This is a genomic window from Stenotrophomonas sp. MMGLT7 (genome assembly GCF_021168555.1).
In the GTDB taxonomy this organism is placed as follows: domain Bacteria; phylum Pseudomonadota; class Gammaproteobacteria; order Xanthomonadales; family Xanthomonadaceae; genus MMGLT7.
Window position 1 is genome coordinate 104,711 of record NZ_JAJOZS010000006.1, and the last position, 13,620, is coordinate 118,330.

The window sequence follows — 13,620 nt, forward strand, 5'->3', positions numbered from 1 at the left end:
CGGCAAGGGCAATGGAGTTCAGGCGGCCTGGCCGGCGGCGTGGCCCGAGGCCCAGGCCCACTGGAAGTTGTAGCCGCCCAGCCAGCCGGTGACGTCGAGCACCTCGCCGACGAAATAGAGGCCGGGCAGCTTGCGCGACTCCATGGTCGAGGACGAGACCTGGTCGGTGGAGACCCCGCCCAGGGTGACTTCGGCGGTGCGGTAGCCCTCGCTGCCGCTGGCCACCAGCGGCCAGTCCGACAGCGTCGCCGCCGCCTGCCGCAGCTCGCGCTCGTCGAGCTGGCGCAGTGGCTTGTCCGGCAGCCAGTGCTCGCACAGGCGCAGCGCGAGGCGGCGCGGCATCGCTTCGGACAGCACGGTGCGCAGTTCCGCGGCGCCGCGCTCGCGCTTGTGCCGCTGCAGCCAGGCCAGCGCATCGCAACCGGGCAGCAGGTCCAGGCGCAGGTCGTCGCCGGGCTGCCAGTACGAGGAGATCTGCAGGATCGCCGGTCCGCTGACGCCACGGTGGGTGATCAGCATGGAGTTGCGGAAGCTGGCGCCGTTGCAGCGCGCCTCCACCGGCAGGGCGACGCCGGCCAGGTCCTGCAGGCGCTGCTGGTGTTTGCCGCTGAGGGTGAGCGGCACCAGCCCGGCGCGGGTGGGCAGCACCTCGTGGCCGAAGCGGCGCGCCAGTTCGTAGCCGAAGCCGCTGGCGCCCATGCTCGGGATCGACAGCCCGCCGCTGGCGACCACCAGCGACTGCGCCTGCAACCGGCCCAGCGAGGTCTGCACGGTAAAGCCGTCGGCGCCGCGCTCGACGGCCTGGATGTCGCAGTGGGTGCGGATCTGCACGCCGGCGGCCTGGCATTCGTCCAGCAGCATGCGCACGATCAGCTTGGAGGAGATGTCGCAGAACAGCTGGCCCAGTTCCTTCTCGTGCCAGGCGATGCCGTGGCGCTCTACCAGCGCGAGGAAATCGGCCGGGGTGTAGCGCGCCAGCGCCGACTTGCAGAAGTGCGGATTGGCCGAGAGGAAGTTGCCCGGTCCGGTGCCGGTGTTGGTGAAGTTGCAGCGGCCACCGCCGGACATCAGGATCTTCTTGCCGACCTTGTTGGCATGGTCGACCACCTGTACCCGGCGCCCGCGCTGGCCGGCGGTGGCCGCGCACATCAGCCCGGCGGCGCCGGCGCCGATCACCAGTACGTCGCAGCCTTCGGTCATGCGCCGCCGTCGTAGCGGACCACCGGCACGAAGGCCAGGGCGGAGTCGTCGCCGAGCACCTGCACCTCGCCGTCCTGCACCATCACGTCCAGGCGCATGCTGCGCGCGGCCAGTTCGCCCAGCGCGGTCACCGTCTCGGCCGGCAGGTCGATCACCTTCAACGGCTTCAGCCGCGACAGCGCCGGGCGGTTCCTGTCCCACCACAGGTCGGCGGCGCGGCCGCCGTAGTTGACCACCAGGACGTGGCGGGCACGGCCGCAGGCCTTGCGGATGCGCGCCTCGTCCGGCTGGCCGACCTCGATCCACTGCTCGATCGCGCCGGTGTAGTCGCGCCGCCACAGGTCCGGCTCGTCGTCGCTGCTCAGGCCCTTGCCGAATTCCAGGCGTTCGTCGGCCTCCAGCGCGAAGGCGAGCAGGCGCACCATCAGCCGCTGGTCGGTCTCGGAAGGATGCTGGGCGAGGGTGAGCGCATGGGCGGCGTAGTAGCCGCGGTCCATGTCGCTGATCTGCAGATCCGCCTTGCGGATCGTGGCGGTCAGGGCCATTGGCGTAGGGTGTGCGGGGGGCCGCCATCATAAGTGTTCCGGGGGCGGACGCGGCCCGCCCGGCAACGGACGGCGGGCCTTAGATGAATGGGGTGTTCGCTGTTCAGTGAACGTAAACAAAAAATGTTCGCTTTTTGCCGCCAACCCGCGTAATGTGCGGCCCACTGTGTTTGCTAGGGTCACCGTGAATCGTGGCCTGGTGCAGCAGATCGTTTGATCCGCTTCATCGTTCCGCTTTACCAACGCCTGCAACTCAGTCCGGCCCCGCGTGTGCGGCGGCTGCGATATCCCAACCTTTGTTTCAGGAGTTAGTAAAAATGTCTGATCGCCAGACCGGTACCGTCAAGTGGTTCAACGACGCCAAGGGCTTCGGCTTCATCACCCCGGAAAGCGGCCCCGACCTGTTCGTGCATTTCCGCGCGATCCAGGGCACCGGCTTCAAGTCGCTGCAGGAAGGCCAGAAGGTGACCTTCGTCGCCGTCCAGGGCCAGAAGGGCATGCAGGCTGACCAGGTTCAGCCGGTTTAATTGCCGCGGCCGTCGCAAGATGGCCCGAAACGCCGGGAGCGCAAGCTTCCGGCGTTTTTCTTTTTGGGGCCGGGATTGGGGATTCGGGATTAGGGATTGGCAAAAGCCTTGCTCCTGCTTGTCCGAATCCCCAATCCCCAATCCCCAATCCCCAATCCCCAATCCCCAATCCCCAATCCCCAATCCCCAATCCCTAATCCCTAATCCCTAATCCCGGCCCCATAGTCCCCCGCGTGCGGCCCGTTCATCGCCGGCCGTTACCATGGTCGGCCTCCCAGCAATCGCCGCGTGTCATGATCACCGTCCATCACCTGGAAAACTCCCGTTCGCAGCGCGTGCTGTGGCTGTTGGAGGAACTGCAGCTGCCCTACAGCCTGCTGCGCTATGCGCGCGATCCGGCCACGCTGCTGGCACCGCCGCAACTGCGCGCGGTTCACCCGCTGGGCAAGTCGCCGGTACTGGTCGATGACGGCCACGTGCTGGCCGAGTCTGGCGCCATCATCGATTACCTGTGCGACCGCTACGACAGCGAGCGCCGCTTCTCGCCCACGCCGCAGCCGGTGCAGGCACCCGAGCGGCTGAAGTTCCGCTACTGGCTGCACTACGCCGAGGGTTCGGCGATGCCGCCGCTGCTGATGACGCTGGTGTTCGGGCGCATCCGTTCGGCGCCGATGCCGTTCTTCGCCCGGCCGATCGCCCGCGCCATCGTCGACAAGGCGATGCAGGCGTTCGTCGGCCCGCAGCTGCAGCTGCACCTGGACTGGATGGAGCGCGAGCTGGCGGCGACCGGCTGGTTCGCCGGCGAGCGCTTCACCGCCGCCGACATCCAGATGAGCTTCCCGGTGCAGGCCGCGGCCGCTCGCGGCGGCGGCCTGGAGCGCCATCCCAACCTGGCCGATTTCCTGCAGCGCATCGAGCGGCGCGACGCCTACCGGCGTGCGCTGCAGCAGGGCGGGCCGTTCGAACTGCTCGCCGGCGGGGCCCGATGACGGCGCCGCGGTTCGACAACCACTTCGTTGCCGAACTGCCGGGGGAGCGCGATGGCGGCCTGCAGCCGCATGCGGTCGAGGGCGCGTTGTGGTCGCCGGTGGCACCGACGCCGGTGGCCGCGCCGCGGCTGGTCGCGTATTCGGCGGAAATGGCCGACGCGCTGGGATTCGATGCCGCCGACATCGCCGATCCGCTGTTCGCGCAGGTGTTCGCCGGCAACGCGCTGTACCCGGGCATGCAGCCGTGGGCGGCGAACTACGGCGGCCACCAGTTCGGGCAGTGGGCCGGACAGCTGGGCGACGGCCGCGCGATCTCGCTGGGGGAGGTGGTCGCGGCCGACGGCCGGCGCTGGGAGCTGCAGCTCAAGGGCGCCGGCACCACCCCGTACTCGCGTGGCGCCGATGGACGCGCGGTGCTGCGCTCGTCGATCCGCGAATTCGTCTGCAGCGAGGCCATGCACCACCTGGGCGTGCCGACCACGCGCGCGCTGTGCCTGGTCGGCAGCGGCGAGCCGGTGGTGCGCGACATGTTCTACGACGGCCATCCGCGGGCCGAGCCGGGCGCGGTGGTGTGCCGGGTCGCGCCTTCGTTCGTGCGTTTCGGCAGCTTCGAGCTGCCGACCTCGCGCGGCGACGTGGCGCTGCTGCGGCAGCTGGCCGACTTCACCATCGCCCGCGACTTCCCCGAACTGCGCGGGCAGGGCGAGTCGCTGTACGCCGACTGGTTCGCGCAGGTGTGCGAGCGCACCGCGTCGATGGTGGCGCAGTGGATGCGGGTGGGCTTCGTGCACGGGGTGATGAACACCGACAACATGTCGATCCTGGGGCTGACGCTGGACTACGGCCCCTACGGCTGGATCGACGACTACGATCCGGACTGGACCCCCAACACCACCGATGCGCAGCGCCGCCGCTACCGCTTCGGCTGGCAGCCGCAGGTGGCGCACTGGAACCTGGGCCGGCTGGCGCAGGCGCTGGCGCCGCTGTTCGGCGACGTGCAGCCGCTGCGCGCCGGCCTGGAGCGCTATCTTGCCGCCTATGCGCGGGCCGAGCGCGAGGTCGTGGCCGGCAAGCTCGGGCTGGCGCAGGCCGGCGATGCCGACGTCGCGCTGATGGCCGAACTGCAATCGTGGATGCACGTGGCGCAGGTGGACATGACGCTGCTGTTCCGCGCGCTGATGGACATCGATCCCGAACGGCCGGATTTCGCCGCGCTCGATGCCGCCTTCTACGATCCGGGCAGGCGCGAGGCGGCGCTGCCGGTGCTCGACGGCTGGTGGCTGCGCTACGCCGCGCGCCTGCGCGAGGACCCGCTCGATCCCGCCGTGCGGCGCCAGCGCATGCGCCTGGCCAACCCCCGCTACGTGCCGCGCAACTACCTGCTGCAGCAGGTCATCGACCGCGCCGAACAGGGGGACGAGGCCGGCATCGGCGAACTGCTCGAGGTGCTGCGCCACCCCTATGACGACCAGCCCGGACGCGAGGCGTATGCCGCCCGCCGCCCGGACTGGGCGCGCGAGCGTGCGGGCTGCTCGATGCTTTCGTGCAGCTCCTGAGCCGGCCCGCCTTGCCAACCTCCCCCTCTTCCATGAATGATCCGGACATGACCGAATCCTCCTGCAGCGCCTGCGGCCTCGACCGCTCCCCCGCCGACTGGTCGGCGCGCATCCGCGACATCGCCGACTTCCCGAAGCCGGGCATCCTGTTCAAGGACATCACCCCGCTGCTGGCCGACGGCCCGGACTTCGCCTCGGCCATCGATGCGATGGCCAAGCCGTGGCGGCAGACGCCGCTGAACGCGGTGATGGGCATCGAATCGCGCGGCTTCATCCTCGGCGCCGCGCTGGCCCACGAGCTGCGTACCGGATTCGTGCCGGTGCGCAAGCCGGGCAAGCTGCCGGGCCATACGCTGCGGCAGGAGTATGCGCTGGAGTACGGCAGCAACGTGCTCGAAGTGCATGCCGACGCGCTGGCGCCGGGTGCGCGGGTACTGATCGTCGACGACGTGCTCGCCACCGGCGGCACCCTGGATGCGGCGCTGTCGCTGGCCAGGCAATTGCAGGCCGAGGTGGTGGGCGCGGCAGTGCTGGTGGAGCTGGAGGCCCTGGACGGGCGCAGGCGCTGGGACGCGCAGTTGCCGCTGCTGGCGACGCTGGGCTACTGAGAACCTGTCCACGATCTCCTGTAGGAGCGACTTCAGTCGCGATTGCCTTCCCGGTGGAGCCCGTCGCAACAGGAGCCGCTCCTGCTTGTCAGCCACTGCGACCGTGTACCCATCTCCAGATCAGGCCCTGGGGACTATCCGCCCGTAATGCCGGCAGCGAGCGGTGGCAGCGCCGCTGCCGTGCGGAAATCGTGGATACGTCGGGAGCCCGGCGCTGACGGCCAGCGTGGCGCAGTCGTGCCGGCCCGCGGTGGCAGGCCGGGACGACGGGCGAGCCCGCTTATTCCTTCGCGGCGCCGGCCTCGGCCGCCTTGCGCGCGAACTCGGCGCGGCCTTCCTTGTCGAGCGCGGCGAATTCCTCGTCCGATAGTGCGATATCGACGGCGGCCATGTTCTGTTCCAGGTGCGCGACCTTGCCGGTGCCGGGGATCGGCAGCATCACCGGGCTGCGCTTGAGCACCCAGGCCAGCGCCACCTGGCCGGGCGCGGCGTCGTGCGCCTTGGCGATGCTGTCCAGCAGCGAGCCCGGCTTGGCCAGCTCGCCGGCGGCCAGCGGGAACCAGGGGATGAAGCCGATGCCGTGGGCGGCGCAGTGGTCCAGTACGTCCTCGCTGGTGCGATCGACCAGGTTGTAGCGGTTCTGCACCGTGGCCACCGGGAACACCTTGGCCGCCGCCTCGATATCCTCCACCGAGACCTCGCTCAGGCCGGCGTGGCGGATGATGCCCTTGTCCAGCAGCAGCTTGATCGCATCGAACTGCTCGGCGCGCGGCACCTTGGAGTCGATGCGGTGCAGCTGCCACAGGTCGATGCGTTCCACGCCGAGGTGGCGCAGGCTCTTGTAGGCCTGCTGGATCAGGTATTCGGGCCGGCCCACCGGGATCCACACGTCGGGACCGGTGCGGGTGAGGCCGCCCTTGGTGGCGACCACGACGTTGCCGTAGGGATGCAGCGCCTCGCGGATCAGCGGCTCGGACACGTCCGGGCCGTAGGCGTCGGCGGTGTCGATGAAGTCGATGCCGAGCTCGGGCAGGCGCTTCAGCGTGCGCAGCGCCTCGTCGCGGTCGGACGGATCGCCCCAGATGCCGGGTCCGGTGACGCGCATGGCGCCGAAGCCGAGGCGGTTGACCTGCAGGTCGCCGCCGATCAGGAACTGGCCCGAGCGCGCGGCGAGGGAAGAAGAAGTGGACATGATGCCTCCTGTGTGGGGTCGCGGGCATGCCGGCGTCCGGGCGGCGGGCCGGGAGCCCGCGCCGTCGCGGCATGCGTCCGCGACCGCGATTGTGGACGCAACGACGTTCACGCACGGTCGATGCCGGGGCGACAGTGCTTTCCAGCCCGCGGGCGACGGAGGCAATGGAGAGTCGTCGTCCCCCCATGTCCGTGGAAGTAGGCGATCGTCGCTCCGGCGTAGGCGGCAGCCCATGGACGTTGCCGCGACCTGCGCGAACGTCCCTGGATGATCGGCCCCGGCCGGCCGTTCGGTCGTGGTGAAGCGCCTCGGGCCGCGGTGAAGCGATTCCCGCTTGCGCGGCGATGACGAGAGCCAAGGTCCGGCCGGCAAGCCTCCATCCCGGTTTCGATGCTGCCCAGGCACGCCCGCAGCTCCGCGTGCCAGACGTTGGGCGTCGCAGGGCGAAGTTCCCCCCGGCCGGCAGTGCGCGGACCGGGACTGCATGCCTGCGGTCCGCATCGCGGCAGAGACGATGGGGACGTTGCGCAGTACCGAGCCGCTGTGCGGGAGCGACATGCTTGCATGCCGGCGACGAGAGGGATGTCGCTATCGCGCCGGTGCAGGGATCAGGCCGGGCCCGGCCGCCTTTCCCGCTCCTGCATCCAGTCGCGGGCCACGGCATGCCCTGCCTCGGGCCTGTCCACCACCAGTACCAGCTGGTGGTCGTGGTCGCTGTACTGCACCTGGATGTTGACGCCGGCCTGCGCCATGCGTCCGCACAGTTCCGCCAGTTGGCCGGGGCGGTCCTGGTCCAGGCGCAGCAGGATCGCCTCGCGTTCGGCGACGACGTTGAACCCGTGCGCCTCCAGTACCTGCGAGGCGGGATCGTCGGAACGGAACAGGAAATGCGCCAGTCCGCCGCCGTCGGCGACCCAGGCGCCACCGCCCTCGATGCTGATGCCGGCCTCGCCCAGCGCCTTGGCCATGGCCGCCAGGCTCCCGGGGCGGTCGGGCAGCAGGATGGACAGGTCCTTCATGCGTCCGCCCCGTGCGTGGCGCCCGCAAGGGCGACGTGCGCGCTGTGCCTTACCGGCACACGGCAGGCGTTGGCGATGAAGCAGTTCTGGTGCGCGCGCCGGTGCAGTTCCTGCGCCAGCGCGGCATCGCTGTCGGCGCTCACCACGACCTGCGGGTTGAGCTCGATCGCGCCGATGCCGGTGCCGCCGCGGGTGTCGAGCGTGGTCATGGCGGCGTCGGCGTAGGCCAGCACGCACACGCCTTCGCGTGCGCACAGCGAGAGATAGGACAGCATGTGGCAGGCCGAGGCGGCGGCCAGCAGCAGTTCCTCCGGGTTGTGCCGGGAGGCATCGCCGAGGAAGGCCGGATCGGCGCTGCCGGCCAGCTCGGGCTTGCCGTCGGCCAGGATGCGGTAGTCGCGGCGGTAGCCGTCGTAGCGGCGGGTGCCGCCGCCGGCGTCGCCGTCCCAGACGATCCGCAGGCCGTAGTGGTGCAGGGCGTGGCTCATCGTGTTTCCTTCGCTTGTGGAGGACGAAGGCTAGCCATCGCCTGGCGGCGATGCTTCGACTAGCATCGAAGCATGTCCGACGCCGCCAGCCTTTCCCGCATCGCCTCGCTGATCGGCGATCCCTCCCGCAGCCGCATGTTGCTGGCGCTGCTGGGCGGGCAGGCGCGCACCGCCAGCGAACTGGCGCTGGATGCCGATGTCTCCGCATCGACGGCCAGCAGCCATCTGGCGCGGCTGACCGAGGCCGGATTGCTGCAGGTGGTCAGGCAGGGCCGCCACCGCTACTTCCGCCTGGCCGGGGCGGAGGTGGCCGCGATGCTGGAGACCCTGCTCGGCGCGGTTGCGGCCCCCGCCGCACGGCGCACCGGGCCGGCGGACGCGGCGTTGCGGCGGGCGCGGGTCTGCTACGACCACCTGGCCGGCGAGCTGGCGGTGGAGTGGCTGGAGGCGATGCGCGCGAGCGGCTGCCTGCAGGCCGCCATCGGCCAGGAACTGGCGCTGACCGAGGCCGGGCTGGCCTGGTGCGGCAATGCCGGCATCGACGTGGCGGCGTTGCGCCAGGCGCGGCGGCCGCTGTGCCGGGGCTGCCTGGACTGGAGCGAACGCCGCGACCATCTCGCCGGAAGCCTCGGCGCCGCGGTGCTGCAGCGCCTGTTCGCGCTGGGCCATGCGCGGCGCATCGCCGATTCGCGCGCGGTTGTCATCGACGCGCACGGCCGCCGTTTCCTGTTCCCGCAGGCTTGACCGTAGGGCTGGCGCTCAGAGCCTGCGCACGCGGAAGCGCCGGCCCTTGATCCTGCCGGCCTCCAGCCGCTGCAGCGCCTTGTCCGCCTGCGCCCGCGCCACCGCCACGTAGGAGCGGGTGGCGAAGATGTCGATCCGGCCGATGGCCTTGCCGGGCAGGCCGGCCTCGCCGGTGAGCGCGCCGAGGATGTCGCCGGCACGCAGCTTGTCGGTCTTGCCGCCGTCGATGCGCAGCGTGGTCATCGACGCCTGCGGCAGCTGCGGCGGCCTGCCGGTGGCCAGCGGCGAGCGCGACCAGGCCGGTGCATGCCCCAGTTCGTCCTCGATCGCCTGCGCGCGCGGCATCTCGCGTGGCGTGGCCAGGCTCAGCGCCAGCCCGGGCTTGCCGGCGCGGCCGGTGCGTCCGATGCGGTGGCGGTAGGTCTGCGCGTCGGTGGGCAGCTCGTAGTTCACCACCGCGGCCAGGTCGGCCACGTCCAGCCCGCGCGCGGCCACGTCGCTGGCCACCAGCACGTTGCAGCTGCGGTTGGCCAGGCGCAGCAGCACCTCGTCGCGGTCGCGCTGCTCCATGTCGCCGTGCAGGGCGAGGGCGGAGAAGCCGAACTGCTGCAGCGAGTTGGCCACCTCGTCCACGTCCTTGCGGGTGTTGCAGAACACCACCGCCGATTCCGGCGCGTGCCGCAGCAGCAGCCCGGCCACCGCCTTCTGCCGGTGCGCCGGTTCCACCTCGAAGAACAGCTGCTCGATCACCGGCGCGCTGTCGCCGCCTTCGACGGTGACTTCCACCGGCTCGTGCAGCAACTGCCGCGCCAGTTCGCGGATCGGCTCGGGAAAGGTGGCCGAGAACAGCAGGCTCTGGCGATCCTTGGACGTGCGCCCGGCGATCTCGCGGATCGGTTCCTCGAAGCCCATGTCGAGCATGCGGTCGGCCTCGTCCAGCACCAGCGTCTTCACCCCGCCCAGGTGCAGCGCGCGCTTGCGCGCCAGCTCCTGGATGCGCCCGGGCGTGCCCACCACCACCTGCGGGTCGTGCGCCTCCAGCGAGGCCAGCTGAGGGCCCAGCGGCATCCCGCCGGTCAGTACCAGCAGCTTGAGGTTGGGGATGCCGGTGGCCAGCTTGCGCAGCTGCTTGCCGACCTGGTCGGCCAGTTCGCGGGTCGGGCACAGCACCAGTGCCTGCGCACGCACCAGCGCCGGGTCGAGCCGGTGCAGCAGGCCCAGGCCGAAGGCGGCGGTCTTGCCGCTGCCGGTCGGCGCCTGCGCGATGACGTCGCGGCCATCGAGGATCGGCGGCAGGCTCTGCGCCTGGATCGGGGTGAGGGCGGTATAGCCGAGAGCGTCGATGCCGGGCAGCAGCGACGGCGACAGGGGCAGGGAGGCGAAGTCGGTCATGCGGCATTGTAGGGGAGGCCGGGATTGGGGATTGGGGATTGGGGATTAGGGATTGGCAAGAGCGGCTTTGCTTCGGCCCCGACATTCACTGATGCATGGAGACCGCTCGCCCGCCATCACAACGGCCTGTCCGTGACACGCTCTTGCGAATCCCGAATCCCGAATCCCGAATCCCGAATCCCCAATCCCCAATCCCCAATCCCCAATCCCCAATCCCCAATCCCCAATCCCCAATCCCGGCCTCCCGTACAATCCCCCCATGCCCCTGATCACCTTGCAGAACGTCGACTACAGCGTCGGCGGCCCGTTGTTGCTGGAAAAAGTCGAGTTGGCCATCGAGCCGGGCGAGCGTATCGCCCTGATCGGCCGCAACGGCGCCGGCAAGTCCACGCTGATGAAGCTCATCGCCGGCGAGCTGAAGCCCGACGACGGCGAGGTGCGCGTGCAGCAGGGCGTGCGCATCGCCCGGCTGGAACAGGAAGTGCCGCACGGCGCCGCCGGCAGCGTGTTCGACGTGGTCGCCGACGGCCTGGGCGAGCTGGGCCAGTGGCTGGCCGAGTTCCATCGCCTCAGCCATGCCGAGGTGTTCGACGGCGACGCGCTGGGCAAGGTGCAGGCGAAGATCGACGGCGCGCAGGGCTGGGCGCTGGAGCAGCGCGTGGACGAGACCCTGACCAAGCTGGAGCTGGACGGCGGCGCGCAGTTCGCGCGGCTGTCCGGCGGCATGAAGCGGCGGGTGCTGCTGGCGCGCGCGCTGGTGTCGGCGCCGGACGTGCTGCTGCTGGACGAGCCGACCAACCACCTGGACATCGAGGCGATCGACTGGCTCGAGGTCTTCCTCAAGGGCTGGAACGGCAGCGTGGTGTTCGTCACCCACGACCGCCGCTTCCTGCGCGCGCTGGCCACCCGCATCGTCGAGATCGATCGCGGCCAGGTGACCAGCTGGCCGGGCGACTGGGCCAACTACGAGCGCCGCCGCGAGGAACGGCTCAACGCGCAGGCGCAGGAGAACGCCCGCTTCGACAAGCTGCTGGCGCAGGAGGAGGCGTGGATCCGCCAGGGCATCAAGGCCCGCCGCACCCGCGACGAGGGCCGCGTGCGCCGGCTCAAGGCGATGCGCAGCGAGCGCTCGCAGCGGCGCGAGCTGGGCGGCAACGTCAGGATGGCCGCGGCGCAGGGCGAGTCGTCCGGCAAGAAGGTGATCGAGGCCAAGGAGGTGACGTTCGCGTACGGCGAGCGGGTGATGGTGCGCGATTTCTCCACCGTGATCCTGCGCGGCGACCGCATCGGCCTGATCGGCCCCAACGGCAGCGGCAAGACCACCCTGCTCAAGCTGCTGCTGGGCGAACTGCAGCCGCAGTCCGGCGAGATCCGCCAGGGCACCAACCTGCAGGTGGCCTACTTCGACCAGTACCGCGCCACCTTGCGCGAGGACTGGAACGCGATCGAGAACGTGGCCGAGGGCGCGGACTTCGTCGAGGTCGGCGGCAAGCGCAAGCACGTGCTGTCCTACCTGCAGGATTTCCTGTTCACACCCGAGCGCGCGCGCGCGCCGATCACCCGCCTGTCCGGCGGCGAGCGCAACCGGCTGCTGCTGGCGCGGCTGTTCGCGCAGCCGTCCAACCTGCTGGTGATGGACGAACCCACCAACGACCTCGACGTGGAGACGCTGGAGCTGCTGGAGGAACTGCTGGGCGACTACGCCGGTACGTTGCTGCTGGTCAGCCACGACCGCGACTTCATCGACAACGTGGTCACCTCGACCATGGTGATGGAGGGCGACGGCCGCATCGGCGAGTACGTCGGCGGCTACAGCGACTGGACGCGCCAGGGCAGCCAGTCGTGGCTGCGGCAGCGTGCCGTCCCGGCCGAAGCCACCGTGGTTGTGCCGGCCGCGGCGCCGGCGCAGGACACGCCCGCCGCGGCCGGGGCGGCGCCGGCCAGGCGCAAGCTCAGCTACAAGGACGCACGCGAGCTGGAGCAGTTGCCGGGCCGCATCGAGACGCTGGAAGGCCGGGTCGCGGCGATGACCGCGGCGATGAACGAGCCCGCCTTCTACCAGCGCGAGGCCGCCGCGATCGCCGCCGACAACGACGCACTGGCCGCCGTCCAGGCCGAACTGGACGCGGCCTACGCGCGCTGGGCCGAACTGGATGGGTGAGGGGCGGGGATTGGGGATTGGGGATTGGGGATTGGGGATTCGCAAGGGCTGGGCTTGGCTTTCGCCAATCCCCAATCCCCAATCCCCAATCCCCGCCGCCTAGGCAGCCGCGCTCCCGGGCAGGTCGAGAAAACACACGAACGGCAGGCGCTCGCCGGCCCAGCGCTGCGCGGCCTCGTCGAGGATGTCGAGCAGGGTGGCGAAGTCGGGCTGGGCCTGCGCCTGCAGTTCCGCGGCATCCTCGAACAGCAGCGCATAGCCGCCGGGAGCGGGCAGCCACGACAGGTCGCGCAGGGCATCGGACAGCGCGTCCCAGTTGCGGCCGAACCCCGGCGGGAAATCCAGTTGCGCCGACAGCCGCAGCAGCAGCGTGCGCTTGTCGCGGCAGCCGCGCAGGTCGATGCGGCAGATGCGCAGGCCGGCATCGCGCGCCAGCGCCGCCAGCGCGTCGAGGTCGCCGGGGGCGACCTGGTAGACGCCCGAGGAGGCGGCATCGCCCAGGGCGAGGTCGAAGTCGTTGCTCATGGCTGCACCCGTGCCGGGACCTCGAAACTGAGGAAGTTCTCGTAGTGGTCCTCGCTGTAGTACCACGCCTGCGGCGGGTCGCCGCCGGTGACGATGCGGCGCGCGCCACGATGCGACAGGCCGGGCGTGTCGACCGTGTACTCGCGGTAATAGCCGCGCGGACGCTGCGGCAGGCGGCCCTCGCGGTTGCCGAATACGCTGCCGTCCTGCGCGTGCGGGTAGGGGCCGCCACGCTGGATCAGGGCGATGGTCTGCCGCGCCTCGGCCGGCAGGAACGCGGGCAGCGCGGCATCGTCGCCGGGCTGGTCGCGTGCCGCTTCGACAGGGCTCGGCTGTGCCGGGGCCGGCAGCGACGGTGGTGCGAAGTCCGGCGGCGGCGCGTGTTGCAGGGAGCGGATGCCCCACAGGCCGCCGACCAGCAGGACGATGGCGACGATCAGCAGTACAGGCTTGCGCATCGGGAAACGCTGCGGTGGCGAAAGACGCATGCAGTATGGCCGCGCCTGGCTGTTGCCAGGTTGAACGAGGCGCCCGCGGCGTGCCGGTTCACGCTGGAATAACCGGGGTGCGGTGCATGGTATGCGGTGTGCCGGCGAAGTCGCCGCAGTGCTTTCGGCAGCCCGGTGGAATGGAGTATTTCCCCGCCCTGCTTGGTAAGCGCGCGCTTCGTCCCT

The 13,620-nt window shown here is 70.6% G+C and carries 14 protein-coding genes; 6 read left to right on the top strand and 8 right to left on the bottom strand.

Annotated features, from left to right (window positions below; translation table 11 throughout):
* Nucleotides 1-18: 18 nt before the first annotated feature.
* Both LRX76_RS09865 and LRX76_RS09870 read right to left on the bottom strand, forming a co-directional pair.
* Complete coding sequence (locus LRX76_RS09865) at nt 19-1,200, bottom strand: NAD(P)/FAD-dependent oxidoreductase (RefSeq protein ID WP_231804613.1); 1,182 nt, start codon at nt 1,198-1,200, stop codon at nt 19-21.
* Nucleotides 1,197-1,745, bottom strand: coding sequence for a YaeQ family protein (locus tag LRX76_RS09870; protein WP_231804615.1), 549 nt, complete (start codon nt 1,743-1,745; stop codon nt 1,197-1,199). Before LRX76_RS09870 ends, LRX76_RS09865 begins: the two co-directional genes overlap by 4 nt.
* Before the next feature lie 317 nt (nt 1,746-2,062).
* Between LRX76_RS09870 and LRX76_RS09875 the strand changes: the two genes are divergently transcribed.
* From LRX76_RS09875 to LRX76_RS09890, 4 genes are all read left to right on the top strand, one after another.
* On the top strand, nt 2,063-2,272 hold the full coding sequence (locus LRX76_RS09875) for a cold-shock protein (protein ID WP_231804617.1): 210 nt from the start codon (nt 2,063-2,065) through the stop codon (nt 2,270-2,272).
* Nucleotides 2,273-2,565: 293 nt separating this feature from the next.
* Entirely contained in the window at nt 2,566-3,261 is a 696-nt protein-coding gene (locus tag LRX76_RS09880) for a glutathione S-transferase (protein WP_231804619.1), read from the top strand.
* Nucleotides 3,258-4,817 (top strand): YdiU family protein, encoded by a 1,560-nt coding sequence (locus LRX76_RS09885; protein WP_231804621.1) that lies wholly within the window; start codon nt 3,258-3,260, stop codon nt 4,815-4,817. Before LRX76_RS09880 ends, LRX76_RS09885 begins: the two co-directional genes overlap by 4 nt.
* Nucleotides 4,818-4,864: 47 nt before the next feature.
* Complete coding sequence (locus LRX76_RS09890; RefSeq protein ID WP_231804623.1) at nt 4,865-5,425, top strand: adenine phosphoribosyltransferase; 561 nt, start codon at nt 4,865-4,867, stop codon at nt 5,423-5,425.
* Nucleotides 5,426-5,705: 280 nt separating this feature from the next.
* On the opposite strand, the gene LRX76_RS09895 is transcribed toward LRX76_RS09890, so the two are convergent.
* The 3 genes from LRX76_RS09895 to LRX76_RS09905 all read right to left on the bottom strand — a co-directional run bounded on the left by LRX76_RS09895 (nt 5,706) and on the right by LRX76_RS09905 (nt 8,124).
* Nucleotides 5,706-6,617: an aldo/keto reductase gene (locus LRX76_RS09895; protein WP_231804625.1), complete on the bottom strand. Its 912-nt coding sequence runs from the start codon at nt 6,615-6,617 to the stop codon at nt 5,706-5,708.
* A 608-nt stretch (nt 6,618-7,225) separates the two neighbouring features.
* Entirely contained in the window at nt 7,226-7,636 is a 411-nt protein-coding gene (locus LRX76_RS09900; protein ID WP_231804627.1) for an ACT domain-containing protein, read from the bottom strand.
* Entirely contained in the window at nt 7,633-8,124 is a 492-nt protein-coding gene (locus LRX76_RS09905) for an OsmC family protein (RefSeq protein ID WP_231804629.1), read from the bottom strand. The genes LRX76_RS09900 and LRX76_RS09905 overlap by 4 nt, the downstream gene beginning before the upstream one ends.
* Nucleotides 8,125-8,196: 72 nt before the next feature.
* Between LRX76_RS09905 and LRX76_RS09910 the strand changes: the two genes are divergently transcribed.
* On the top strand, nt 8,197-8,868 hold the full coding sequence (locus tag LRX76_RS09910) for a helix-turn-helix transcriptional regulator (protein WP_231804631.1): 672 nt from the start codon (nt 8,197-8,199) through the stop codon (nt 8,866-8,868).
* Between the two features lie 15 nt (nt 8,869-8,883).
* On the opposite strand, the gene dbpA is transcribed toward LRX76_RS09910, so the two are convergent.
* Nucleotides 8,884-10,260 (bottom strand): ATP-dependent RNA helicase DbpA, encoded by a 1,377-nt coding sequence (gene dbpA / locus LRX76_RS09915; RefSeq protein WP_231804633.1) that lies wholly within the window; start codon nt 10,258-10,260, stop codon nt 8,884-8,886.
* A 259-nt stretch (nt 10,261-10,519) separates the two neighbouring features.
* On the opposite strand from dbpA, the gene LRX76_RS09920 reads away from it, so the two are divergent.
* A complete protein-coding gene (locus LRX76_RS09920) occupies nt 10,520-12,421 on the top strand; it encodes an ATP-binding cassette domain-containing protein (protein WP_231804635.1) in 1,902 nt (633 codons plus the stop codon).
* Between the two features lie 99 nt (nt 12,422-12,520).
* Here LRX76_RS09920 and LRX76_RS09925 read toward each other — a convergent pair whose 3' ends face one another.
* Nucleotides 12,521-12,946, bottom strand: coding sequence for a barstar family protein (locus tag LRX76_RS09925; RefSeq protein ID WP_231804637.1), 426 nt, complete (start codon nt 12,944-12,946; stop codon nt 12,521-12,523).
* A complete protein-coding gene (locus LRX76_RS09930) occupies nt 12,943-13,404 on the bottom strand; it encodes a ribonuclease domain-containing protein (RefSeq protein ID WP_231804639.1) in 462 nt (153 codons plus the stop codon). The genes LRX76_RS09925 and LRX76_RS09930 overlap by 4 nt, the downstream gene beginning before the upstream one ends.
* Nucleotides 13,405-13,620: the final 216 nt, after the last annotated feature.

What these genes read in the sequence shown, in the direction of transcription:
- LRX76_RS09865 (WP_231804613.1), bottom strand. Translation starts at nt 1,200, where the DNA reads ATGACCGAAGGCTGCGACGTACTGGTGATCGGCGCCGGCGCCGCCGGG.
- LRX76_RS09870 (WP_231804615.1), bottom strand. Translation starts at nt 1,745, where the DNA reads ATGGCCCTGACCGCCACGATCCGCAAGGCGGATCTGCAGATCAGCGAC.
- LRX76_RS09875 (WP_231804617.1), top strand. Translation starts at nt 2,063, where the DNA reads ATGTCTGATCGCCAGACCGGTACCGTCAAGTGGTTCAACGACGCCAAG.
- LRX76_RS09880 (WP_231804619.1), top strand. Translation starts at nt 2,566, where the DNA reads ATGATCACCGTCCATCACCTGGAAAACTCCCGTTCGCAGCGCGTGCTG.
- LRX76_RS09885 (WP_231804621.1), top strand. Translation starts at nt 3,258, where the DNA reads ATGACGGCGCCGCGGTTCGACAACCACTTCGTTGCCGAACTGCCGGGG.
- LRX76_RS09890 (WP_231804623.1), top strand. Translation starts at nt 4,865, where the DNA reads ATGACCGAATCCTCCTGCAGCGCCTGCGGCCTCGACCGCTCCCCCGCC.
- LRX76_RS09895 (WP_231804625.1), bottom strand. Translation starts at nt 6,617, where the DNA reads ATGTCCACTTCTTCTTCCCTCGCCGCGCGCTCGGGCCAGTTCCTGATC.
- LRX76_RS09900 (WP_231804627.1), bottom strand. Translation starts at nt 7,636, where the DNA reads ATGAAGGACCTGTCCATCCTGCTGCCCGACCGCCCCGGGAGCCTGGCG.
- LRX76_RS09905 (WP_231804629.1), bottom strand. Translation starts at nt 8,124, where the DNA reads ATGAGCCACGCCCTGCACCACTACGGCCTGCGGATCGTCTGGGACGGC.
- LRX76_RS09910 (WP_231804631.1), top strand. Translation starts at nt 8,197, where the DNA reads ATGTCCGACGCCGCCAGCCTTTCCCGCATCGCCTCGCTGATCGGCGAT.
- dbpA (WP_231804633.1), bottom strand. Translation starts at nt 10,260, where the DNA reads ATGACCGACTTCGCCTCCCTGCCCCTGTCGCCGTCGCTGCTGCCCGGC.
- LRX76_RS09920 (WP_231804635.1), top strand. Translation starts at nt 10,520, where the DNA reads ATGCCCCTGATCACCTTGCAGAACGTCGACTACAGCGTCGGCGGCCCG.
- LRX76_RS09925 (WP_231804637.1), bottom strand. Translation starts at nt 12,946, where the DNA reads ATGAGCAACGACTTCGACCTCGCCCTGGGCGATGCCGCCTCCTCGGGC.
- LRX76_RS09930 (WP_231804639.1), bottom strand. Translation starts at nt 13,404, where the DNA reads ATGCGCAAGCCTGTACTGCTGATCGTCGCCATCGTCCTGCTGGTCGGC.